The 23,332-nt window shown below is 49.2% G+C and carries 20 protein-coding genes; 10 read left to right on the forward strand and 10 right to left on the reverse strand.

Annotated elements, in window-relative coordinates; genetic code table 11:
* Positions 1 to 9: 9 nt before the first annotated feature.
* Entirely contained in the window at positions 10 to 714 is a 705-nt protein-coding gene (gene rnc / locus ACKU40_RS00380; protein ID WP_320174564.1) for a ribonuclease III, read from the reverse strand.
* Between the two features lie 55 nt (positions 715 to 769).
* Here rnc and ACKU40_RS00385 point away from each other — a divergent pair, with 55 nt between their 5' ends.
* The gene (locus ACKU40_RS00385) at positions 770 to 2,851 is read left to right on the forward strand and encodes an acetate--CoA ligase family protein (protein ID WP_320174565.1); all 2,082 of its coding nucleotides are present in this window, start codon (positions 770 to 772) and stop codon (positions 2,849 to 2,851) included.
* A gap of 16 nt (positions 2,852 to 2,867) precedes the next feature.
* Positions 2,868 to 3,935 carry a phosphotransacetylase family protein gene (locus ACKU40_RS00390; protein WP_320174566.1) on the forward strand — a complete coding sequence of 356 codons (1,068 nt, stop codon included), beginning with the start codon at positions 2,868 to 2,870 and terminating at the stop codon, positions 3,933 to 3,935.
* A 152-nt stretch (positions 3,936 to 4,087) separates the two neighbouring features.
* Here the strand turns inward: ACKU40_RS00390 and ACKU40_RS00395 are convergent, their stop codons facing one another.
* Positions 4,088 to 4,711, reverse strand: coding sequence for an MBL fold metallo-hydrolase (locus ACKU40_RS00395; RefSeq protein ID WP_320174567.1), 624 nt, complete (start codon positions 4,709 to 4,711; stop codon positions 4,088 to 4,090).
* Between the two features lie 73 nt (positions 4,712 to 4,784).
* Between ACKU40_RS00395 and ACKU40_RS00400 the strand changes: the two genes are divergently transcribed.
* Positions 4,785 to 5,963: an SGNH/GDSL hydrolase family protein gene (locus ACKU40_RS00400; RefSeq protein ID WP_320174568.1), complete on the forward strand. Its 1,179-nt coding sequence runs from the start codon at positions 4,785 to 4,787 to the stop codon at positions 5,961 to 5,963.
* Here ACKU40_RS00400 and ACKU40_RS00405 read toward each other — a convergent pair.
* The 5 genes from ACKU40_RS00405 to gcvH form a co-directional block, all read right to left on the reverse strand.
* Complete coding sequence (locus tag ACKU40_RS00405; RefSeq protein WP_320174569.1) at positions 5,960 to 6,715, reverse strand: transporter substrate-binding domain-containing protein; 756 nt, start codon at positions 6,713 to 6,715, stop codon at positions 5,960 to 5,962. The two genes, ACKU40_RS00400 and ACKU40_RS00405, sit on opposite strands and share 4 nt — an antisense overlap.
* A gap of 139 nt (positions 6,716 to 6,854) precedes the next feature.
* The gene (locus ACKU40_RS00410) at positions 6,855 to 8,243 is read right to left on the reverse strand and encodes an FAD-dependent oxidoreductase (RefSeq protein ID WP_320174570.1); all 1,389 of its coding nucleotides are present in this window, start codon (positions 8,241 to 8,243) and stop codon (positions 6,855 to 6,857) included.
* Positions 8,230 to 9,675 (reverse strand): aminomethyl-transferring glycine dehydrogenase subunit GcvPB, encoded by a 1,446-nt coding sequence (gene gcvPB / locus ACKU40_RS00415; protein WP_320174571.1) that lies wholly within the window; start codon positions 9,673 to 9,675, stop codon positions 8,230 to 8,232. Before gcvPB ends, ACKU40_RS00410 begins: the two co-directional genes overlap by 14 nt.
* On the reverse strand, positions 9,675 to 11,006 hold the full coding sequence (gcvPA, locus tag ACKU40_RS00420; RefSeq protein WP_320174572.1) for an aminomethyl-transferring glycine dehydrogenase subunit GcvPA: 1,332 nt from the start codon (positions 11,004 to 11,006) through the stop codon (positions 9,675 to 9,677). Before gcvPA ends, gcvPB begins: the two co-directional genes overlap by 1 nt.
* 88 nt (positions 11,007 to 11,094) lie before the next feature.
* The gene (gcvH, locus tag ACKU40_RS00425) at positions 11,095 to 11,475 is read right to left on the reverse strand and encodes a glycine cleavage system protein GcvH (RefSeq protein ID WP_320174573.1); all 381 of its coding nucleotides are present in this window, start codon (positions 11,473 to 11,475) and stop codon (positions 11,095 to 11,097) included.
* 258 nt (positions 11,476 to 11,733) lie between these two features.
* Between gcvH and ACKU40_RS00430 the strand changes: the two genes are divergently transcribed.
* From ACKU40_RS00430 to folE2, 3 genes are read left to right on the forward strand one after another with little or no spacing between them, the layout of a single operon-like run.
* Positions 11,734 to 12,405, forward strand: coding sequence for a class I SAM-dependent methyltransferase (locus ACKU40_RS00430; protein WP_320174574.1), 672 nt, complete (start codon positions 11,734 to 11,736; stop codon positions 12,403 to 12,405).
* Positions 12,406 to 12,423: 18 nt separating this feature from the next.
* On the forward strand, positions 12,424 to 12,843 hold the full coding sequence (gene nikR, locus ACKU40_RS00435) for a nickel-responsive transcriptional regulator NikR (protein WP_319778624.1): 420 nt from the start codon (positions 12,424 to 12,426) through the stop codon (positions 12,841 to 12,843).
* 1 nt (position 12,844) lies between these two features.
* Positions 12,845 to 13,615 (forward strand): GTP cyclohydrolase FolE2, encoded by a 771-nt coding sequence (folE2, locus tag ACKU40_RS00440; protein ID WP_320174575.1) that lies wholly within the window; start codon positions 12,845 to 12,847, stop codon positions 13,613 to 13,615.
* A 171-nt stretch (positions 13,616 to 13,786) separates the two neighbouring features.
* Here the strand turns inward: folE2 and ACKU40_RS00445 are convergent, their stop codons facing one another.
* The 3 genes from ACKU40_RS00445 to ACKU40_RS00455 form a co-directional block, all read right to left on the reverse strand.
* Positions 13,787 to 14,221 (reverse strand): rhodanese-like domain-containing protein, encoded by a 435-nt coding sequence (locus tag ACKU40_RS00445; protein ID WP_320174576.1) that lies wholly within the window; start codon positions 14,219 to 14,221, stop codon positions 13,787 to 13,789.
* A 133-nt stretch (positions 14,222 to 14,354) separates the two neighbouring features.
* Entirely contained in the window at positions 14,355 to 14,804 is a 450-nt protein-coding gene (locus ACKU40_RS00450) for a DUF1499 domain-containing protein (RefSeq protein ID WP_320174577.1), read from the reverse strand.
* A gap of 137 nt (positions 14,805 to 14,941) precedes the next feature.
* Positions 14,942 to 15,373 carry an Rrf2 family transcriptional regulator gene (locus ACKU40_RS00455; protein ID WP_320174578.1) on the reverse strand — a complete coding sequence of 144 codons (432 nt, stop codon included), beginning with the start codon at positions 15,371 to 15,373 and terminating at the stop codon, positions 14,942 to 14,944.
* A gap of 246 nt (positions 15,374 to 15,619) precedes the next feature.
* Between ACKU40_RS00455 and ACKU40_RS00460 the strand changes: the two genes are divergently transcribed.
* From ACKU40_RS00460 to ACKU40_RS00475, 4 genes are all read left to right on the forward strand, one after another.
* Positions 15,620 to 17,026, forward strand: coding sequence for an FAD-dependent protein (locus tag ACKU40_RS00460; protein WP_320174579.1), 1,407 nt, complete (start codon positions 15,620 to 15,622; stop codon positions 17,024 to 17,026).
* A gap of 184 nt (positions 17,027 to 17,210) precedes the next feature.
* A complete protein-coding gene (locus ACKU40_RS00465) occupies positions 17,211 to 18,623 on the forward strand; it encodes a sugar porter family MFS transporter (protein WP_320174580.1) in 1,413 nt (470 codons plus the stop codon).
* 205 nt (positions 18,624 to 18,828) lie between these two features.
* On the forward strand, positions 18,829 to 19,845 hold the full coding sequence (locus ACKU40_RS00470; protein WP_320174581.1) for a sigma-54 dependent transcriptional regulator: 1,017 nt from the start codon (positions 18,829 to 18,831) through the stop codon (positions 19,843 to 19,845).
* A 105-nt stretch (positions 19,846 to 19,950) separates the two neighbouring features.
* On the forward strand, positions 19,951 to 23,328 hold the full coding sequence (locus ACKU40_RS00475; protein ID WP_320174582.1) for a tetratricopeptide repeat protein: 3,378 nt from the start codon (positions 19,951 to 19,953) through the stop codon (positions 23,326 to 23,328).
* Positions 23,329 to 23,332: the final 4 nt, after the last annotated feature.

Consider the following 23,332-nt stretch of genomic DNA (forward strand, 5'->3'; position numbering starts at 1 on the left):
ATGGATTATTTAAGATGGGCTATCGTTTTCAGTGAGATAATCAAGAGCCTTGGCCGCAGCGGTTTGTTCGGCTTTTTTCAGGCTTGATCCTTCCGAATCAAATGATTTCCCGTCCGGGAGATTCAGGTTTACCATAAATATTTTTTCATGTTCCGGGCCTTTGGTTCCGGTCAGCACGTAGGTCGGGCGTTCTTTGAATCTGGCCTGTGTCACTTCCTGCAATTTGCTTTTGAAGTCCTTGGAACTTTCTATCTTGAAAGTTTCAGGCCATTTGTCTTCAAATATCCGCATTATGAATTTCTGGGCTTCGGCATAGCCACCGTCAAGAAATACGGCCCCGATAACTGCTTCCATGGCATCTGCCAGCAGGGAGGAACGGTTGCGGCCGCCTTGTGCTTCCTCTCCGCGTCCGAGTTTTAAAAAATCGTTGATATCCAGTTCACGGGCAATTGTGGCAAGGCTTTTTTCTTTGACCAGTTTTGACCTGATCTTGGTCAGCTGCCCTTCATGGGCTCCCTTAAACCTTTTATACAGCTCTTCTGTAACGCAGAGTTCCAACACTGCGTCACCCAGAAATTCCAGTCTTTCGTTGTCTTCAACAGGCTCAGGCTGTTCATTTGCCCATGAACTGTGAGTAAGTGCTGTGGCTAAATGCTTGACTTGAGAAAATCGATAGTGGATACCTTGCTGGAGGCGAGAAAAATCTTCTACCATACAAACCTGCTTGAATTTATATTAACGAATGTACTCATATTCATGTTTAAAGGCCTTGTTTGAGCCCAAAGCGATTGCCGTAATCGGAATTTCTGCCGATCCTCAGGATAAGGCCAGCAGAATTACTGCCAACCTCCTTGCCTCTGGATATAAGGGAAAAATATTCCCCGTCAATGGGGAAGGAGCCGAAGTTCACGGACTTGGCGCGTTCTCTTCGGTTTCCCAATTACCCCGTGGGATCGATTTGGCATTGATATGCCTGCCGCCAGCTGAATCTATCCAGGCTGTCGACGATCTTTCAGAAATTCTTGTCCGGGCTGCCGTAGTCACCAGTGGCGGTTTTGGCGAGACCGGACGGGAAGGTTATCGTCTGGAGAGGGAATTGGCAAGGACAGCTAAAAATCACGATATGATTATTCTCGGTCCCAATTGTATGGGCCTAATGAATACTGCCCTGGGGATGAACGCCAGTCTTGATCCGGATTTTACCCTTAAGGGCAATATAGCTTTTCTTTCCCAGTCCGGTGCCATGTGTAGCACTGCCTTAGACTGGGCCAACAGCGAAGGGGTTGGGTTTTCGAAATTTATCAGTCTCGGCAATAAGGCTGTGCTTGGCGAAGCCACCATGCTTAATTATCTTGCTAACGATGAAGATACCAAAGTTATTGTCGGCTATTGCGAAACACTCAAGGACGGACAGGATTTCCTCCGCACGGCATACGATACCACTTTCAAAAAGCCTCTCATTTTGCTGCGGGCAGGGGAAACCCCTTCCGGTGCAAGAGCCGCCTCAGCGCATGCCGGACATTTGACCGGGGCTACCACCGCATATAATGCAGCATTCAATCAGACCGGTGTAATGCAGGCTGTGGACATTGAAGATATGTTCAACCTTGCCCATGCATTTTCCTGCCAGCCTCTGCCCAGCGGCTCCAATGTAGCAATTGTTACCAATTCCGGCGGGCCCGGAATTCTCGCCACCGATATGGCAGAGAAGGGCACTTTGAATATTTCCCGTCCTTCTACGGCGACTCTTGAGAAGATGAAGGAAATTCTTCCTCGTTATGCTTCTCTGTACAACCCTATTGATATGCTTGGGGATGCAAATGCTGATACGTATCACAAAGTACTGAGAGCCGTTGCCGAGGATGATGTTTTCCATTCCATTCTGGTAATTCTGACTCCGGCGGCGAATATCCTTAAGGATGTGGAAAAAGCTGCCGCAGATATTATTGAGCTGGAAAAAACATGTGATAAGCCGATCATTACCTGTTTTATGGGTGATCATTCGACCAGAAAAGCTCGCAGGATGCTTCGGGCAGCCGGAATTCCGTGTTATGAATTTCCCGAAACAGCGGTTCGGTCTCTCGATGCCATGACCCGTTGTTACCGTTGGCAGAAAAAAGATTGGCCCATTGATGTCTGTTTCAGGCGTGATTATTCCAAGGCCAAGTCCATTGTAGAGAACTGCCGTAAGACCGGGTTGACCGAACTCGTTGAATTGGACGCTCAGCAATTGGCTTCCGCCTATGAGCTTCCGGTTCCTGAAACTGTTTTGGCCCGCACTTCAAACCAGGCTGCCAAGGCCGCTAAGAGGATCGGGTATCCTGTGGCGCTTAAGGTTGCTTCGCCCCAGATTTCCCGCAAGCAGGAACTTGGCTTGGTTATCACTGATATCCAGACTCCGCAGGATCTGCGTAAAGCTTTTCTGGAGATCACCACCCGGGCGACCAGAAGGTGCAAAGATGCCTACATTACCGGGTGTCTGGTTCAGGCTATGGGGCCGAAGGATGCCCATGAAATCGTGGTCACTTTCAAGCGAGACCCACAGTTCGGTCCGCTTATAAATTTCTCCCTTGCGGGGCTTCACGTGGACCTGCTTGGTGATGTATCATCACGGTTGGCTCCTCTGGCACTTAATGATGCTCAGGAAATGATCCGCGAGATCAAGGCCTATCCTATTTTACGGGGAGTTCGTTCCGGCACGGCGGTAAATCTCGGCGCGTTGGAAGATGTGCTGCTCATGGTTTCCCAGATGGCCTCCGATCTTCCGGAGATTCAGGAAGCTGAGTTTGATCCGGTTATCGCCGGCCCGGATGGTGCTGTTGTTGCCAACATGAGGATGACAGTAAGTTAGTTACAAGGAGGACATTATGTCCGGTTTATATATTGGTTCTACTAGCGGGTATTCCGGTAAGAACATGATTGTCATGGGGTTGGGGCTGCATTTTCAGAAACAGGGCGTCAGCCTTGGATACATGAAGCCTGTGGGAGCGATTCCTGCTGAGGTTGATGGCAGACTCGGTGATGAAGATGCCTTCTTTATTCAGGATGTTCTCGGCGTTTCCAATCCCCCGAATGTTGTTACCCCGGTGGTGGTGACCCACGATTTCAAGGTTCAGGCATTCAACGGCAAGGTTGAGGACCATGTTCAGCCCATTATCGACAGTTATGACAAGATCAGTGCAGGCAAAGACCTGACTCTGGTTGCAGGGTCCGGTTCCATGTACTCCGGCAAATATTGCGGGGTTGACGGAATCCATCTGGTTAAGAAGCTGGGCATCAAATGCGTGGTCATTGACCGTTTCCAGAAGGAACTCAATTACGACTATCTGGTCGTGCTCAAGGAAGCTCTGGGCGATAATCTTGCGGGAGTTGTGCTTAACGATATCCCACCGACCTTCATGGACGAGATTACTACCCTGATCAAACCGTTTCTTGAGCGCAAGGGCGTTAAAGTTCTCGGCGTAATTCCTAAGGACCCGCTCATGGGAACAATCAAAGTAGGCGATCTTGCCGACCGTCTCGGCGGGAAGATTATCACTGCCCACAACCGCACAGATCAGCCCGTGGAAAGTTTTCTCATCGGTACCATGCAGGTGGAAAACTTCATGACTCACTTCCGCAGGCACCGTAACTCTGCAGTTATCGTCGGTGGTGACCGTTCAGATGTTCAGCTTGTAGCCCTTGAAGGGGAATGTCCCTGTCTGGTGCTGACCGGTAACCTTTATCCGAATGACATCATCCTGACTCGTTCAGAAGTGCTGGAAACACCCATTATCGTGGTTCGTGACGACACTTTTACCGTTGCCAAGAAAATGGAAGATATTCTTTCCCGTCATAAGCTGCGTGAGTCAGCCAAAATTAAACACGGTGTTGAGTTGGTGGAAAAACACATCGACTTCACTTACCTGAAAAAGCAGCTTGGTTTGAAATATTAGATTCTTCTCTAGGAATTAATTAGAATGAAAAAGAGAAACGACCTGAAGGTTGTTTCTCTTTTTTTAGCGAAGCTTATTAAAAGTTTTTGAAGATTCTAGAGAAATTTTTTCAAAAAGTTACTCCGGCTCCCGGAGGGCCGCTGGAGGCTTCTCTAAACAAATAAAGGGTTGTTTCGCAATTCGTGTTTGACGGTAGTCATTGGACCGTGTCCGGAAAATATTTTGGTTTCACCGGGCAGGATGAAAATTCTGTTGCTGATGGAGCTTAGCAGTTCGTCGCTGTTGCCTCCGGGTAGGTCGGTGCGTCCGACTGAAATCATGAACAGCAGGTCGCCAACAAAGATGCAGCCCATAGCAGGAAAGAAGTAGGACAGACTTCCGGGAGTGTGTCCCGGGGTTTCGATGATCATTACCGGATTATCGAGAATGGTTTTGCGACCCTGCTTCAAGTCTGTGATTTCAAAACCGAGCAGTTTCTTAAACTCAAGGGAACCGCCGTTTTTAATTGGAATATCGTTCAGGTACAGATCCTTGTGGTTGCCGTAGACCGTGGCTCCGGTCTGTTTTTGCAGCGCTCCGACACCACCGACATGATCAAGATGCATATGGGTCAGGTAAATGGAGTGAACATTCTGTTGCCGCTCTCGAATGGCCTGCAGCATGGGGGCCGGCTCCATTCCACAGTCAATAACCACTGCCTCAGAACCGGCGGTAAGCAGATAGGAATTGGTCTCAAGGGGACCGAGCACAAATGTTTCAACCTGTATTTCTTTCATTCTTCCGGGGCTTGACTGTAAGTCTGCAATAGAGTGAAATCCAATGGTTAACAATAATAATCAAGGAGTCAGAATGCTTTACTTTTTGGGGAACTGTCAAATGGATTTCCTCGGCAGGGCAGTAGAAAAATATGGTTACCCCTGTATCTACCGGGTTCTGGCTTCCCCATTTACATATAACAGTTCGCCGGGAATTATCCCAGAGGAACTGGCAGCCATGGATGCTAAATTCGGGCTGGAAAAATATTACCATGACCGGAAGCTGGTTCACCAGTTCCAGATGATTGCTCCTGATGATCCTCAGCCGCAACTTATAGTGATGAACCTGTTTCATGAAAACAGTCCGCTCTTTGTGCATGGTGAATCCAAATACATTTTTTTCGTTAACCCAGAGGCGTGGAATGAGCACCCGGAATTCGAATCATGGATGAAAGGTAATTGCGGTATGGTGCAGGCAAGGCCTGGCAGTTACCTGAAGCGTTACCGGGAAATGCTCGGCAATCTTCGTGAACGTTTTTCGAGTGTGCCTATCATTGTTGTTTCCCGGCTTTCTCATTATCCGGCTTTTGGTCCCGATCCTTACTCCTATCTTGATGGCTGGTCGGATATTTGGCGTACGGCAAAACCTGTTCTTAATAGCTGGGAAAGTGAAATTGATAATCTGAATGTAGTTGAGTTGGATCGCATTTTTGCCGGGATATGGTCAGGGTCAGAGAAGAAGATCGAAGCACACTGCCCGTTTCTCAAATTCAAGCTCACCGAAGAGAATAATACCATTACCGGGCTGCATGCCAGCCGTGATGTGGAGCATATCGGTTCCATGTGGCCTGTGCTGGCTGGTAAAATAGAGCAGTTTCTGAAAGAAGGGCGCATAGAATATTCGGATGAAGAGGTTGTTCCTGATGAATGGATGCGTCCATGGCAGCCGGAAAAATTTCCCGAGGACAAACTTATCGAGATGCTGTCCTCCGGAGCAAATTATCAGTGCGCACGGGCAGTCGGCTCGTTTTTCCTCGATTTGGGCAAGGATTACACTGAGCTGCTGGCACGTACTGCAGAATTTACCCCGGTCTGTCATAATACATTGCATATGATCAAAACATATTCCCGTATCTGGCCTAATCCTGTTTTAGCTCACTGGTGTCAGGTTCATCGTAATGCAGCTGTTTTATTTACAGCCAATGGCCCGCTTTATACAAAAGATTATTTAAAGCGTATTGATGAGATCGAGCGCTTTGTACTCGGCGGTTAATAGGCTGCTTTAAGGTTATACTTTAGCAGAATTTGTTGTAAGCGCCCTGATTCTTTCATCAGAGACAGGCTAAGATTGAATTTTCTCACAAGCACGGATGGTGTGTATTTTTTGGAAAATGCTATGTAATAATTCAGGTTTTTTTCTGTCCCTGCGTAGGATATGTTGTTTAGCTTTAATCTTTTAATTGCAGCTAGACCGACATCCCTGTTCGAATAAACCGCATCAACCCTGCATCGAGACAATTTTTTGAATTGTGTAAGGTCATCAGGGGTTATGTCGATATTTATATTGCTTTTGAAATCGATGGTAAATTTCTCAAGGTTATACGATGTGTTTGATGGGCCGTAAGTCCCGATTGTCATGTTGCGAAGGCTTTCGACTCCATTATAATTTATCGGTTTTTCCGTACATTCGAAGAAACCGTATTCGGTTGCAATTAAAGGTGGACTGAAGTGGAATTCCTGTTCACGATCTTTGTTTTTTCCTACCATAAAAAGAGCTTGAACCTGCCCTTTGTCGCACATCGCCAGTGATCTGCGCCACGGAAAAAGTTTGATATTATATTCTACCTCAATCTCTTCGCATACCTCCCGGATAATATCTGCTCCCGGGCCAGCAACTGTTTTGCCTTCCAGATATGAAAAGGGGAAGAAGTCTTGAGTGGCAAAAGTAATTTCCATGCGTGCTGCCGAATCGCTTGGAAACATAGCAATAATCAGCAAGATTAAAATGGATGCCAATTTGGACATTGTCCCTCCGTGTTTCAGGAAAAAGGAGAATTTATGAGTATACTAGCATGTGCAGGAAGACGTAGCAAATGGAGCATAAGAAAGCCCCCCTGTTTGGATAAACAGGGGGGCTTTCTTAACTTTATTAATATTTTTCTTACTAGGGATCAATTTGATCTGCTTTGAGAGCCCCGAGCAGAGCCTCATCCAGAGATGGATGGGGAAATACCACTTTGTGGATGTCATCCTTTGTCCACGATTCCTGTACTATCATGGCAGCAGCGGTGGTAAAACCGGAGACATGGTGTCCCACAGCGGTGATTCCGGCAACTTTGCCGTCAAGCCAGACAACTTTTACAAAGCCCTGTGTAGCAGCATAGGCCTGAGCAATGGGATTGGCCACCAACTGGAAGGAGGAGACTTTAACATCACCCTGATCTTCAAGGTCGGCGGGCATAAGTCCCACACGCATGGTTTCCGGGGAACCGTAAAGAATGGACGGGATAGGTCCGTGTTCGTATGGACCGTCTGTTTTTCCAGCAATGCGGCGGACCACATATCCAGCCTGATGGCTGGCGGCGTGGGCGAGCAGGATTTTGCCGTTCAGGTCGCCGATGGCGTAAACATTATCTGCGGCTTCAAGATTTTCATTAATCTTCACGAAGCCGGGACCTGCGATTTCCACACCCAGTGCTTCCAGACCGAGGTCAGCAGAATTGGGACGGCGCCCGATAGCAATGAGAGCTTTCTCGGCGGTGAACTCTTGTCCGTCTTCGGTGCGCAGCACAGCCTGTCCGTTCTCAGCGGTAACGGATTTAACCTTTACACCGAGATTGAATTGCCACTTATGACGTTTAAATACACCCTGCAAAGCTTTGGAAACTTCCGGGTCCTCGTAAACTGCAATGCGGTCAAGGGCGTCCACAACAGTGATTTTACATCCTGTGCGGTGGGCAATTTGCGCCATTTCGAGGCCGATGAATCCTGCTCCGATGACCAGCAGTGAGGTGGGCATTTCTTCCAGAGCGAGGAATCCGGTGTTATCGAGAATGGTTTCGTTGTCCGGCTCCAGTCCGGGGAAAACGGTCGGGTGGGAACCCGTAGCGAGGATCAGGTTTTTATACTCGAGTACAGACTGTTCTTCGGGGTGGGAAACTTCAACTTTGCCCGGCTCAATTACCTTGGCAACTGCGGGGTAAATGTCGATACCCAGAGTTTTGGCTCTCTGGGCCATGGCCTTGCGGGTCGCAGCAATAAAACGATCTTTCTTGGTGCACAGGGCTTTGAAATCAATCTCGATTTCTCCCTTGGCAACGCGCGCCTTGGATTGGGCGGCAAGCTCCTCCACCGGGGAAGTTGCGCCGAGGTACATCTTGGTGGGAATACAGCCCACATTAAGGCAGGTTCCGCCGAGCAGGTCTTTTTCGACCAGCGCGACCTTTATGCCTTCTTCCGCAGCTTCGAGAGCCGCGTCAAAACCGCCCGGACCGGCTCCTACGACCACAAGGTCGTAGGAGCGTGTTTCTGTCGGGAGACTATTTAACGTCATCGGTAATCACCATGGAACGTGCAGCCTTGGTTTCGTCCAGTCGTTTTACGGACATGGTAACCGGTGCAGCCTGCAGCGCTTCGGGGTTCTTTTCCGCCATTTCCGCGATCTCAATGAGATCGTCGATGAAACGGTCGATGGTTTCTTTATTTTCAGTTTCGGTGGGCTCGATCATCAGGCATTCCTTCACGATGAGCGGGAAGTAAATGGTCGGAGCATGGTGTCCCTTATCCAGCAGAGCTTTGGCTACGTCGAGAGCGCGTACGCCGTTCTTGGCCTGCTCAACTGCGGATGCAACGAATTCGTGCATGCAGATGCGGTTGTAGGGAATCTCGTAATGGTTTTCGAGACGTTTGCGCATGTAGTTCGCGCTGAGGACTGCACCTTCGGTGGCGCGGGTCAGACCTTCACCGCCGAGGCGGAGCATGTATGCGTATGCCTTCAGGTAAACGCCGAAGTTGCCGTAGAAGGGAGCAACATAACCGATGGACTTGGGTTCGTCGTAGGAAAGGTAGTACTGGCCGTCTTCCAGTTTTTCCACACGGGAAATGGGCAGGAAGGGCTTAACTCTTTCACTTACGCCTACAGGACCGGAACCGGGACCGCCGCCGCCGTGCGGGGTGGCGAGTGTCTTGTGCAGGTTGAGGTGCACGATATCGAATCCGGCATCGCCGACACGCAGCTTGCCCATGATGGCGTTCATGTTTGCGCCGTCATAGTAAAGCAGGGCGTCTTTCTCGTGGATCATCTTGACCAGTTCGGGCAGATGGGTTTCGAAAAGACCGAGAGTGTTGGGGCAGGTCATCATTACGCCTGCAACTTCATCATCAAGAACTTCGGCAAGCGCTTCAGGGGTGATGATGCCGTCCTTGGATTCAACTGCAACAACATCGTATCCGGCTACTGCGGCGGATGCAGGGTTGGTGCCGTGCGCGGAGTCAGGGCAGACTATCTTGGTCTTCTTGTTGCCCTTGTCGCGGTGGTAAGCGGCCATGAGCATAACCCCGGTCAGCTCGCCGTGAGCTCCGGCCATGGGGTGCATGGTGAATGCAGCCATACCGGTCAGTTCGCAAAGCAGGGATTCGGTTTCGTGGATAACCTCAAGTGCGCCCTGACAATGGTGGCCTGCTCCCTTGAGCTGGGGAATGACCGGATGCAGCTTGGCGAATCCGGGCATTGCTGCCACCTGTTCGGTGAACTTGGGGTTGTATTTCATGGTGCAGGAACCAAGGGGATAAAAGTTGGAATCTACACCGAAGTTTTTCTGGGAAAGCTGGGTGAAGTGGCGAACCACATCCAGTTCAGACAGGGAAGGCATTCCTGCTTCCTTACGAAGGAGGTCTGCGGGAATGAAATCCTCAATTTTGGACTTGGGTTCTTCAGGCCAGCAGCCTTCGCGGCCGGGAACGGATTTTTCAAATACTGTCTTCATTAGATTGTCCCCCGCAGAATTTCAGCAAAGATGCCGATCTGTTCTTCAGTGGTCTTTTCTGTGCAGGCCACCAGCAGTACGTTTTCCAGTCCTTCGTAGTAACGTCCCACAGGGAAACCGGGGATGATGCCGCGTTCGGTGAGCTTGTCGATGACTTCGAAAGCGTTAACCGGAAGAGTTACTGCGAACTCGTTGCCGAAGGGACCCTTAGTAAACATTTCAACACCGTCAATGGCGGTGAGGCGTTCCGCGGCGTAGTGGGCGCGTTCAACTGAAAGGACAGCTGTGCGGCGCAGACCTTCCTCTCCCAGCAGGCAGAGGTGGATCAGGGTGCGCAGGGCGCAGAGGGCCTGGTTGGAGCAGATGTTGGAAGTCGCTTTCTGGCGGCGGATGTGCTGCTCACGGGCCTGAATGGTCAGAACGTAACCGGTCTTGCCGTCTTCGTCTTCGGTGCGGCCTGCAATACGTCCGGGCATCTGGCGGACCAGTTCTTTGGAGCAGGTCATGATACCGAGGTAGGGTCCGCCGAAGGAAAGGGGCTGACCGATGGACTGTCCGTCTGCAACTGCAATGTCAGCACCCATCTGTCCGGGAGTCTTCAGCACGGACTGCATGACCGGGTAGGTGGACATGATTGCCAATGCCTTGTGTTCGTGCACTGCTGCAAACATTTCAGTGAAATCGTTTACTGAACCGAAAAAGTTGGGGTTCTGCACGATTACCGCTGCGGTGTCTTTATCTACTGCTGCGGTGATGGACTTGACGTTGGTGCGGCCATGGTTGTGGGGCACGGTGACAAGTTCAATGTTCAGGTTGGTGGTGTAAGAGTCGAGCATAACCCGGTAGATCGGGTTCAGTGCTTCACTTACGATAATTTTCCTGCGTCTGGTCTTGCGTACAGCCATGAGGCAGGCTTCGTAGAGCGCTGAGCCGCCGTCGTATACAGAGGCGTTGGCGTAATCCATGTCCAGAAGTCTGGCCATGGCGGTCTGGTATTCGAAGATCGCCTGCAGGGTTCCCTGGGAAGATTCGGGTTGGTAAGGAGTGTAGGCGGTATAGAATTCACTGCGGGAGGAAAGGGCATCAACCGCTGTGGGAATGAAATGGTCGTAGAAACCTGCTCCGAGGAAGCTGGTCAGGTCCGTGGTGTTCTTTGCGGCCATTTTTTCCAGCTGCTGCAGAACCGCCATTTCGCTTTTACCTTTGGGCAGGTTAAAGCTTTTGGGGCGCAGTTCGGCCGGAATTTCGGCAAAGAGGTCTTCCACGGAGTTCACGCCGATAACATCAAGCATTTCCCGGACTTCTTCCGGGGAATGGGGTACGTAAGGCATTATGTCCTCCGGTATAAAAATAAATCCCCGCTGACTTAAGCGGTCGGCGGGGAATTTTGTGTACTATTAAATAAAGAACGGCTCCTGATTAGTGAGCTTCTTCTTCAGTTACCTTTTCATAAGCTGCGGCATCAAGAAGAGCATCAGTAGGACCGGTGATTTTTACTTTGATGAGCCAGCCGTCACCGTAAGGGGCTTCGTTGACTTTTTCGGGTGCGTCTTCCAGCGCTTCGTTAACTGCAACTACTTCACAATCAACCGGAGCGTAGATTTCGCTGGCTGCTTTAACGGATTCGATGGAACCGAATTCGTCGCCTGCAGCGAAAGTGTCGCCTTCCTGCGGGAGTTCGACGAAAGTAAGGTCGCCGAGCTGTTCCTGAGCAAAATGGGTGATACCGATAACACCGTTTTCACCATCAACCTTGAGCCATTCGTGAGATTTGGCGTAAAGAAGTTCCTGCGGAATCATGGGGCCTCCTTTTTATGGATAGACTGAGTTGTTTTGTTGTTAGACCGTGTCTTTATGGATAACTCGCTCCTGATAGCATTCCTGCTTAAGAAATAAAAGGCTTCTGCAAGGCTAATTTGCAGAAAAATATTCTGTAAAATTATCCATAACTTAAAAATGAATGATTTAATGATTTTGCAGGGTATGAGTGCGTGTTACGCAAGGTTGTGTTTTGGCGAAAAAAAGCATACGCAGAAGAACAAACAGGAGTGCTTTGCATTGAAAGATTATGTTTCCGGTGAACGGGACTTGATAGAAGTGAAGACCGCCGGAAGGGTCTGGAAGATTGAGCGCACAGCTGATCTTGAAACCCTCTGGGATGAAATAGGTGAAGACGAATTCGGTGATGACGAACGGCTTCCCTACTGGGCGGAACTTTGGCCGGCCAGTGTTTTACTTGGTGAATGGCTTTATCGCAATGCGAATTTGATCAAAGGACGCAAGTGCCTCGATCTCGGTTGCGGACTGGGGCTGACAGCCGTTATCGGGCAGTCACTTGGAGCTGATGTTGTGGCTTTTGATTATGAATTGCCACCACTCTATTTTGCAAAAGATAACGCTGTCTGCAATAACACCTCCCAGCCGCTCTGGCTGCAGATGGACTGGCGGGAACCTGCTCTTGCCGAGAAGTCATTTGATTTTATCTGGGGCGGGGATATCCTCTACGAAAAAAGATTTTTTGATCCGTTGGAAAAGTTGTTCCGGCGGGTGCTCAAACCGGGCGGAACCATCTGGATGGCCGAGCCAAGGCGCGATGTTTCTGTTCCGGTCTGGGAAAAACTTGAATCCTTAGGTTGGAAAACAGCTTTGCCCCTGACTGAAAAGGCGGCCTGTTGTAATACTGAAATGACAGTTAATATCCGGGAAGTTGTTCCCGGCAAATCCATATGATTTTTACGGAGGTTTGAAATGGGTAAAACTATACGTTTCGGGGTTTCCCTTGATTCCGATCTTCTTGAGAAATTTGATAAGCTTTGTGACGAGAAAAGTTATCAGACCCGTTCCGAGGCTATTCGTGACCTGATCCGCAACATGCTTGTGGAAAAGGAATGGGATGAGGCTGAAGGTCAAATGGCCGGAACCCTTTCTCTCGTTTACGATCACCACCAGAGCGGTCTTTCCCAGCGGCTCACCGAACTGCAGCATGACAGTCATGACCTGATCATGTCCACCCTGCATGTGCACCTTGACCACGACAACTGCCTTGAAGTCATGGTTCTCAAAGGAGACGGCAAGCAGATCAAGGAACTGGCTCACCGTCTTATTTCTACCAAAGGCGTAAAGCACGGAAAGCTCGGCCTGACCACTACCGGTGAGGAACTCGTTTAAAATGGAAGATGTACAGAACAGTCCCGCGAAAGTGGCTATGTCCATCGACAGGGTCGGTGTGCGGGATTTGACTCTCCCCCTTGTGGTGCGTGACCGTGAATCCGGAAGCCAGAGCACCATGGCTAAAGTTGCTTTATCCGTTGATCTGCCCGCGCATTTCAAGGGCACCCACATGAGCCGTTTTGTAGAAGCGCTCGAAGATTGGTCCGAAGAGTTGGACTATCATAGCTTTTACAATCTGCTCAGTGATATCCTGCGCCGCCTTGAAGCTGAACGTGCTCATGCAGAACTCAGTTTTCCCTACTGCCTGCAAAAAAAATCCCCGGTCAGCGGTCGTAAGGGAATCATGAGTTATGAATGCACAGTTGAAGGGGAAATGGTCGGTGATAATCTGGAATTCACCCTCGGGGTGAAAGTTCCGGTTATGACTGTCTGTCCCTGTTCCAAGGCCATCAGCGATGAAGGAGCTCACAGCCAGAGGGCAGTGGTCCACATCAGGACAAAATCCAAGGGTTTTGTCTGGATTGAGGATCTGGTGGAGATTGCAGAAGCTTCCGGGTCGTGTGAAGTGTTCTCGTTGCTTAAGCGTGAGGACGAAAAACACGTAACTGAAAAAAGTTTTTCAAATCCAACCTTCGTTGAAGATGTGGTTCGCAATGCCGCTATGGGGCTGGAAAAACATCCTAAAATTCATTGGTATCAAGTAGATGTGGAAAGCTTTGAGTCAATTCACAATCATTGTGCCTTTGCAAGTATTGCCAAACCTGAATAAGTGCTTACTATTATATTGAGGAGGCAGAGGGGATTATTCCTCACCTGATCTCCGCAGACAGCCGCAGTTGCTTACCGAAAGGATAGAGCGATTGCGGCGACACTTTGGAATAAAAAAACTCCCGCCGGATTTTCCGGCGGGAGTTTTTTTTATTGTTATGTCGAGCTGTTCTTAATTGGATTCAACAGCATAAGGCCAGCCGTCCTGACCGTTGGTGAGGATGAACAAGCGGTAGGGAGCTATGCCCTGTTTGGCGAGATAGTCGACTGTTCTTTCAGCTCCGCCTTTTCCGCGCGGGCAGATGACAACTACGGGTTTTGTTGAGCTCTTGAGGCCGTTCAGGGCAGCATTGAGTTTTTCTGTGTCGGCTACGGTTTTAACCGGGTAAGCGCCGGTTTCGATTGCGCCTTTGATGTGGTGGGATTTAAATTCGTCAGTCACCTGAATATCCACAATGGCAACATCAGCCTTAGTGTCGACTGCATTCTGCAGGGCAGCAGGGCTCATGTAATTGTAGCTGTCCTTCATGGCGAAAGCATTTCCTGCAACGCAAAGAAGCAGGGCTGCCAATCCGAGCATTAACATCATTTTCTTGCTAAAAGTCATTTGTTTCTCCTCCTGATAATGATTTAGAGACAACCATTAAGCTCAGGCAGGAGAGTTCGTCGAATATTTAAAACTGATAGTTGTTCTGAAATGGTATTCTGCTTCTCTATAGGATGTGGCTAAGGTCAGAATTTTATTCTTCTTCAAAAAGTCTGCGCAATTCATCAACCCTTTTTTTGTTCACTCCGAAATCGGAATAGCCGAGTCGTGCTGCGGAGCGGACATCAATTTTTCCTTCCGCTTCATCGTAGATGCATTCAAGGTCGTCCACAAAACGGAACCATCTGCTCCTGAACTCAGCATGCAGATATGGTCCGCTGCGGGAAGTTATTTTGCCGCCCATCTTCTTGATACAAGACCTTAATTTTTTCATTACTTGTTCATTGCTGCCGCTGGCTTTGAATGCTTGGGCAGAATGTCCTTTGCCTGTTTCCTGTGTGGAAACGCAGTTGGGGCTGCTCGGACATGGGGTAAGTTTGCCGCCGTTGATTCCCAGATTGTCCGGGGGCGAAGAGAAATGGGCAGCGGTAAAAAGGGCAGCAACACTGATGATGACAATGAGTGTGGTTAGTTTGTAAATCATGTGTTCGAATGTAGAATATTTTTTTGCGTATCTGCAAGGAAAATTCATCAACTATATGCAAAGAAAGGTTTTTATCAAAAAAATACCCCTGAACCGAAGGAGACGGGTCAGGGGTGGAAAATTAAAGTTAGTAGTTTCTAGAACGGGTTGGTCTTAATGCAGAAAGAACCTTCTTTAAGCAGGTCGGCAATGGATATTTCATCCAAGGCTGCATACATGGCCTTACTCGCTTTGATCCAGACCTCGCGGGTAGGACAGTTGTCAATGCGTTTGCAGAGATCATCATTGTCCAGACATTCAACAAGCCCGGCATCCCCTTCAAGGCTTCTAACTACTGCACCGACAGTAATATCTTCCGGGGCCATTGCCAATGTATGTCCACCGCCGGGCCCGCGCTTGCTGGCAATAAATCCGGCCTTTTTTAATTCGCGGATCAGCTTTTCAAGGTATTTTGTTGAAAGTCCCTGACGGCTGGCAATGTCACTAATACGGACCGGGCCTGCAGTGCAGTGCGTGGCGATGTCCAGTATCATTCGGGTTCCGTATCTGCTTCTAGTTGTCAGTCTCATGAAATTTCCTTTTGGTTTACTAACCCATGTAGAAAAGTAATTGCTCTGGGTCAAGAGGGATCGCTTTAACTGAAACCGATTATTTGATTTGTGTGCTGTAAGTGTTTGATTAAATATGTTTTTTATTGAATTTGAAAAAAAATAATTAAAGGTTGCTATTTTGAAATTCTATGGATAAAAGCGTATATTGGCATGCCTGCGCGGGTTGCGCAAAGCAGGCGAAAAAGACCAATACTGGAGAATATTATGAGCCCGAAAGATAACGGGAAGAAAGAGTTTGATGTAATTATTGTCGGCGGTGGTCCTGCAGGACTTTTCGCAGCTTATTACCTTGGCGAGAATACCGACCTTGATGTTCTGGTCATCGAAAAGGGGAAGGCTTCCCTTAAACGACATTGTCCCATAACCGGGGATCAGGAATGCATTAAATGCAAACCCTGCAACATCCTTTCCGGTGTGGGTGGGGCTGGCCTTTTTTCCGACGGCAAGCTCAACTATATTCACAAGCTTGGCAAGACCGACCTTACCCAGTTTATGTCGGTTTCCGCGGCGAAAACCCTCATTGATGAAACCGAAGAAATTTTCAACCGCTTCAACATGGACGGTCAGGTTTACCCCACCAACATGGATGAAGCCAAGAATATTCGCAAAGACGCTCTCAAGCATGGTATCGATCTCCTGCTGATCAAACAGAAGCACCTTGGCAGTGACAACCTGCCCGGACACATTGCCGGAATGGCTGACTACTGTATGAGCAAGGGTGTGACTTTCCGTACCGGTGAGCATGTTGAAGACATTCTCATTGAAAACGGAGAACTTGCAGGTGTTGTGACCAAGAAAGGCGAATACAGAGCCAAGAACGTTATTCTTGCTCCGGGCCGTGTAGGGTCCGAATGGATGGGCAGTGTCGCCAAGAAACATGATCTCGCCATCACCCAGCGCGGTATCGAGGTCGGTGTGCGTGTGGAAGTACATGGCGATATCATGCGTGATCTCTGTTCCGTGATCTACGACCCTACTTTCTTTATCCGCACCAACACCTACGATGATCAGGTCCGTACTTTCTGTACCAACCAGGGCGGATTTGTTGCCCTTGAAAACTATCAGGATTTTGTCTGCGTAAACGGGCATGCCTACATGGACAAAAAGTCCGAGAACACCAACTTCGCCTTCCTGTCCAAGGTTGTGCTTGAAGAGCCCGTTACCGATAACCAGGCTTATGGTGAATCAATCGGCAAGCTCGCCACCATCATCGGAGGCGGCAAACCCATCCTTCAGCGTTTCGGTGACCTCAAGCGCGGTCGTCGTTCCACATGGAACCGGGTACGCAACAGCTTTGTCGAGCCGACCATGAAGAATGTTACCTGCGGTGATATCGCCATGGCTCTGCCTGAGCGTATTGTGCGTAACCTCATCGAAGGTCTCGAGAAGCTCAACGATGTTGTGCCCGGTGTTGCCAACGAGGAAACTCTGCTTTACGCACCGGAAATCAAGTTCTTCTCCACTCAGGTGGAAACCAGCGATCAGCTTGAAACTGCTCTGGAGGGTCTCTTCGTAGCCGGTGACGGTCCGGGTGTGGCTGGAAACATTGTTTCCGCTGCCGCTACCGGAATTCTTCCTGCTAAAGAGATTGCCAGAAGGGCTAATAAATAAAGATACGCTACGCGTTTATTTTATGAAAGAATGGGAGATACTGACTTTGGTCGGTATCTCCCTTTTTTGTTTTTACTCCGGTTGTTTTGAAGTTGTGGTGACATTGCTACGGAGAGTATGGTAACGGCTTGTATTATTTGTTACTGTTTCTCAGCTATAATTACCCAACTTTAAGAAGGTGAGTATGTCTGTAAATTCGGTCCATGATCCCAAACAATCCGCATCGGTTCTTTTTGTCCTTCTTATTTCTGCTGCCGCAGCACTTGGCGGCTTTCTTTTCGGCTTTGATACTGCGGTTATCAACGGTGCGGTGGTTGCGCTGGGTGATTATTTCAAGGTCGGCCCGGTGCTGGTGGGTATGTCCGTTTCTCTCGCGCTGATAGGCTCTGCAATCGGGGCCTTACTTTCGGGATCGGTTTCGGACCGTTACGGACGCATCAAGCCTATGCTGCTTTCGGCATTTCTATTTACCATCAGTGGAGTTGGTTCGGGGCTTCCAGTCACTGTCTGGGATTTTATTTTCTGGCGTTTTCTCGGTGGGGTGGGGATTGGTCTTGCCAGTGCCATTACTCCGGCCTACATAGCGGAAATTTCCCCGGCCAACCTGCGCGGAAGTTTCGGTTCATTGCAGCAGCTAGCTATTGTGGTCGGTATTTTCGTTGCTATGCTCAGTAACTATATGCTGGTGGGGATAGCCGGAGGATCGGCGGATAATGTACTCTGGCTCGGCTTTGAAACCTGGCGCTGGATGTTCTGGGCTGAGGTCCCGCCGGCTCTTCTGTACGGATTCGCAGCTTTTATGATCCCGGAATCACCTCGCTACCTCATTGCATCCAGAAGAGTGAAGGAGGCTGAGGGTATTCTTGTAAAAGTCCTTGGCGAAAAGACTCTCGAAAAAATTGAAGAAATCAAGGGCAGTCTTAAAATTGAATGTACTCCCTCGTTTGCAGTTCTGAGATGTGAAGGCGGGCTTCATCCAGTAGTCTGGATCGGATTGGGACTTTCCGTTCTGCAGCAGTTCGTGGGTATCAACGTCATTTTTTATTACGGTTCCATGCTCTGGCGCAGTGTGGGGTTTTCAGAAGAAAATTCCCTGTGGATTACCGTCATCACCGGGGTAGTAAATATCTTGACCACGCTGGTTGCCATTGTGCTTATTGACCGGGTGGGCCGGAAACCGTTGCTCTTGGCAGGTTCGGCCGGAATGCTGGTTACTCTTGGTGTTTTGGCATATTTGTTCGGTAATGCTCCCCTTGATGCATCCGGACATCCTGCTTTGCAAGGATCCTCTGCCACAATAGCTCTTTATTCCGCCAACCTTTATGTTTTCTGCTTTGGATTTTCATGGGGGCCTGTGGTCTGGGTGCTGCTCGGTGAGATGTTCAATAACCGTATCCGTGCCTCCGCCCTTGCGCTTGGTGCCGGGGCGCAGTGGGTGGCTAATTTTATGGTTTCCGCATCCTTTCCGTCACTTGTAACCTGGGTCGGACTGGGGATTACTTATTCCATGTATGCCTTTTTTGCGGCTGTATCATTTTTCTTTGTTCTCTTTATGGTTCGGGAAACCAAGGGCAGGGAATTGGAAGATATGGAGTGATTTTTAATTTACTGAGGTAGAAACAGAGATATTCGACTGTTTTTTATTTGATTTTTGCAAGAAAAATTCAATTGCATATTGACTTTGCGTCATTTCATTGACAGTGAATGTGTAGGGTTAGCCATTTTATATGATGGAGTAATCCGCACAAGGCGGAACAGAATTAAAAAAAAGTTCCCCGGACTAGAATAATTTGGGAGGCCGGATGGCTCTAAATTTAGGTGGAATAATTGGAAACAGTCCTGCGCTTAAGGAGGTCTTTGCGATTCTCGCAAAGGTAGCGCCCACAGACAGTACCGTGCTGGTCACCGGGGAATCCGGCACGGGTAAAGAACTGCTCGTGCGTGCCTTGCACCACAACAGTAAACGAAAAGAAAAGCCTTTTGTTCCAGTAAACTGCGGGGCCATTCCTAAGGAGTTGCTGGAATCAGAGCTTTTCGGGCATGAGAAGGGTGCTTTCACCCATGCCGTGCGTTCCCGTCCGGGCCGGTTTGAACTGGCTGACGGAGGAACAATTTTTCTTGATGAAATCGGTGAAATGGATCTGAGCCTGCAGGTCAAAATCCTGAGAGTCCTTCAGGAAAAAGAGATCGAACGAGTCGGTGGAACTTCCATCAAAAAGGTCGACGTACGCATTGTTGCCGCAACCAACCGTGATCTTGAAGTCGAGGTCGCCGCAGGAAGATTTCGCGAGGACCTTTTTTACCGTCTGAATGTTATTCCCATGCATCTCCCTCCGCTTCGCGAGCGTGGTGGGGACGTGCTTCTGCTCGCAAAGCATTTTCTTGGCCGTTTCTGCGAAGATAAGGATATGGAGCAGCTAAGAATCCAGTCCGATGCCGCTGATATGCTGGTTTCCTATACTTGGCCGGGTAATGTTCGCGAGCTGGAAAATTTCATGGAACGCATGTGCATTCTTTGTGATGAAGATGAAATCGTTCCCGATGATCTGCCGGAAAAAATCTGGAAGGATGTAGGCAAGGAACCCAAGAAAAAGGTTGCCGAGCTTCTGCAGCCGGTTGGATTCAACTGGCCTACCCTGACAGATATGGAAGAGCAGGGCTCCAATGGACTTAAGGATTTTCTGGAGATGATCGAAGATCGTCTTATGATTGAAGCTCTTGAAAAATCCGGTGGAGTTAAGAATAAGGCCGCAGAACTGCTCGGAGTGAAGCGGACTACGCTTATTGAAAAGATCAAGAAGAGGAATCTGGAAGTTTAGTGAATTTTAAAAAAGTGTGGATTTTGTGAGGGGTAGGCAGGAATATTGCAAAGATAAGTGATTGTGACGCTTAGCCGACTTACCGGAGGTTTCCGGATCCTTTTTATGGCGGCCGTTTTTTGGTTCGCCTGCCCTAATCCTGGTTATGCCTTGGAGTACTTTATTGAGACCAAGGCTGACATGGATTCCATACGTCTTGTCTTCGATCAAAAAAATCTATCTGGAAAAGTTGCCCGTACCGGGCGGCAGCAGATCACGATTTTTTTCCCCGCAAATGCTCTTAAGGGAGAAAAACAGCCAACACCGGCTCCCTTATCATCTCTACGTTTGGTTAATTCACTGAAAATGGGTCCGAGTTCCATCACTATCGGAACCCGGACCAGTGCTTTTGGTTTTATCCGTATGCCTGCGGGTAACGGCCAGATGATGATTCAGTTTTTTCGTGATCCCATTGGCGCCAAGTGGCGGTCTCCGGAAGAAAAGGCTCGTCGTGAAGCTGAACGTAAAAAAGCGGCTCAAAAGAAAATTGCAGATCAGAAAAAGACCGAGGCAAAACGCGCAGCTGACACGAAAGCGAAAGCTGAAGCCCTCCGTGTAGCCTCTGAAAATAAAGCTGCTCCAAAGACTGAGGTTAAGCCTCCACAGCCTCCGGTAATTGATGAAATCGATCTGCCTGAAGATAAAGAATCTCCGCAACTCAAACAGGAATTGGAGCAGGCGGCAGAAGAAACTCCGGTAGAACAGATTCCTCCACAGCCTGTAAAACGTCCTTTTTATTCAGTCCCCTACACTTACCGTGCGCCTGTGGCCAATGTCGGTCCGGGGCAGGCTAAGCCTGTTGATACTTCTGTTCCCCCGGCACGGGCCGGTGGCAGCGCCCGTCGTGTTGTTGATGACGGTGAATCCGGTGGTCAGGTTGTCGCCCGCATAGAACCGGAGAGTTCCGGCGGATCTGCAGGTGGATCCATTGCGCCTCCTCCGGCAGATGAAGCTATTGATGAAGGTGTAGACGAAGGTGTTGATGAAGCATCTGGCGATGGTGCAGCTGTAGAGGGCGTTGCGTATGAAGAAAAATTTCCCGAAGGCAAGGGTGCGTCCGGTTCAGTTACCCCGCCGCAGCAATCCGAAGGCAGCGCTTCAGGAAGTGTCTCCGGCAGGATTGCACCGCCTCCTTCCCAAACGGGAGGACAGGTGTCCGGAAGTGTTTCAGGGCAGGTCTCCGGCAAGATTTCCCCGCCTGCTTCCGCAGTATCTGGTCAGGTGACACCTCCACCTGATAATGAGGATTCTTTTGAGGGTGCAGATTCTACCCCGCTTGAGGATCAGGGTGCTGTTGAAAATGCTGTTGAGGCAGACAATAGAACAGGGGCCCGTGATGAAGCTGTTGAGGGTGAACAGGATGCATCGGCGTCTGATGCCTATCCCGTTGGGGATTCTGAGCAGCTTGATGAAGGCGGAGAGGAAGGAGCCGGGGGTGAAGGTGAAAAGGAGATGTCTCCTGAAGACCGGATCAAGGTTGCCAAGGGAGTTCTTCTTGCCGCGGAAGGGGCTCTGGATGAAGGAGAGATTGAAGCTGCCATTGCCGGTTTTACTGAAGTCTCTTTAATGAAAGAGCTGCCGATGGATATGCGTTTGCGTGCACTTTACGGAAAAGCTGAGGGCCTTACCGAACTGCACCGTGCAGCAATGGCTGAGAATTTCGGCAAAATTGCCAGTGCGTGGATGGAAGCCATGAATGCGGACACCAAGTCTCCGAATGTTCCCATGGCTCTGCTCAATCTGGGCTTGCTTAACCTTAAGGTTGGCAACATGCCTGAGGCCAAGGCTTATTTTAATCTGCTTAAGTCCCAGTATCCAAATGATCCCAATATTCCATATATCAGTTACTATTGGGGTGAGTACTACCTTGGTATGAAGGAATATGAAAAGGCTGCAGACCAGTTCCAGTATCTGGTTCAGATGTTTCCGGACAGTAAGATTGTGCGTGACGCTGCGCTCGGCCTTGCCAAGTCCCTTGATGCCCTTGGTTATGATGAGCAGGCCTTTCAGATTATTGACTATATCGATAAACGCTGGCCTCGTTTTTATATAGAAGACCTGCGCTTTCTGCTTATGTCGGCCAATACCCAGAACAGGTTGGGCAAGATAGAGGAAGCCCGTGAAAACTACTGGGCTTACTACAACCTTTCACCGGAAGCTCCGGAAGCGGATATTGTTTTGGCCCGTATCGGTGATATTTATCTCAAGACAGGCCAGAAAACCGCAGCCAAGGAAATTTACGAAAAGGCAGCCAAAGATTTTCCTGACAAAGAGGGTGGACTGGTTTCCATGATGCGGCTTGCAGAAGAAGGCATTTATGATGATCCCAGCATGAGCCAGATGGACAAGGTCTTTGATCGTCCTTACAACCTCAGGCCGCAGAAAATTTATACCCATATCATTGAAAAATTCCCGGATAGTCAGCTTGCCCCGCTTGCTCAACTCAAGCTTGGTATGTGGTATTACTGGAATAAGAAATACGGGGATTGCCTTGGCGCAGTACAGGCTTTTCTGGATAAGTATCCGCGTAGCGGGTTAAGAGATCGGGCCAGTGAACTTGGTACAAGAGTTTTTGATATGGCTGTGCCGGAACTGGTCAAGGACGAAAACTATGGCCGGGTGGTCGATTACTGGAACAAGTACGCCCAAAAGAATAACGAAGGCAAAGATGTAAATGATGAGACAAGGCTCGGTGTGGCTCTCAGCTTCTGGAAGAAAGAGCTGCCTGCGAGGGCTCTGGAATTAATTGACCGTTATTTACAGGGTGAGGAAATTCCAAAGTATTCAGCTATGGCTCTTGATATGGCCCTTGGTATCTACGTGGATGAACAGGCTTGGAGTAAAGTTACCGAGCTGGTCGATCTTGCCAAGGATAAGTGGAAACTTGATCCAAAGCAGAAGGTTCATATAGAATATGCTCAGGCCATGGCCTATGAGAACCTCGGGGAGACAGAACGCAGTACCCCTCTCTGGGCAGGACTTGCTTCAAATCTGCTTCTGCCTGAATCTTCACGTGCTTATGCCATGTATTACATGGCCAAGTCCTCTATGAAGAAGAAGGAATTGAAAAAGGTATTCGTATATGCACAGGAAGCCTTAGCTATGCTCCTTGAGACCGGGGGAGACAGGGAAAAAATCAAGGATTGCATCCTGATGACAATTTTCGCGGCGGAAAGTTCCGGGCGCTACCGGGAAGCTCTTAAGTGGGCTGCGGAATATGACAAGTATATCCCTCTTTCCGATCCGGAATGGGCTTCCTCCCGTTTCCGTCTGGCCCAGCTTTATGAAAAGGCCGGTGCTGTTTCCGAGTGGAAGAAGCTGATGGAAGAAGTTGCCAAGCAAAAGCCGGGTGATCTCTACGGACGTCTTGCAACTTCAGCTTTGGCGACCCACAAGATTGAGCAGGATGCTTTGAAATTCCAGCCGGCCCAGTCATTTCAATAATTTT

This window comes from Maridesulfovibrio sp., assembly GCF_963666665.1.
Classification (GTDB): Bacteria; Desulfobacterota; Desulfovibrionia; order Desulfovibrionales; family Desulfovibrionaceae; genus Maridesulfovibrio.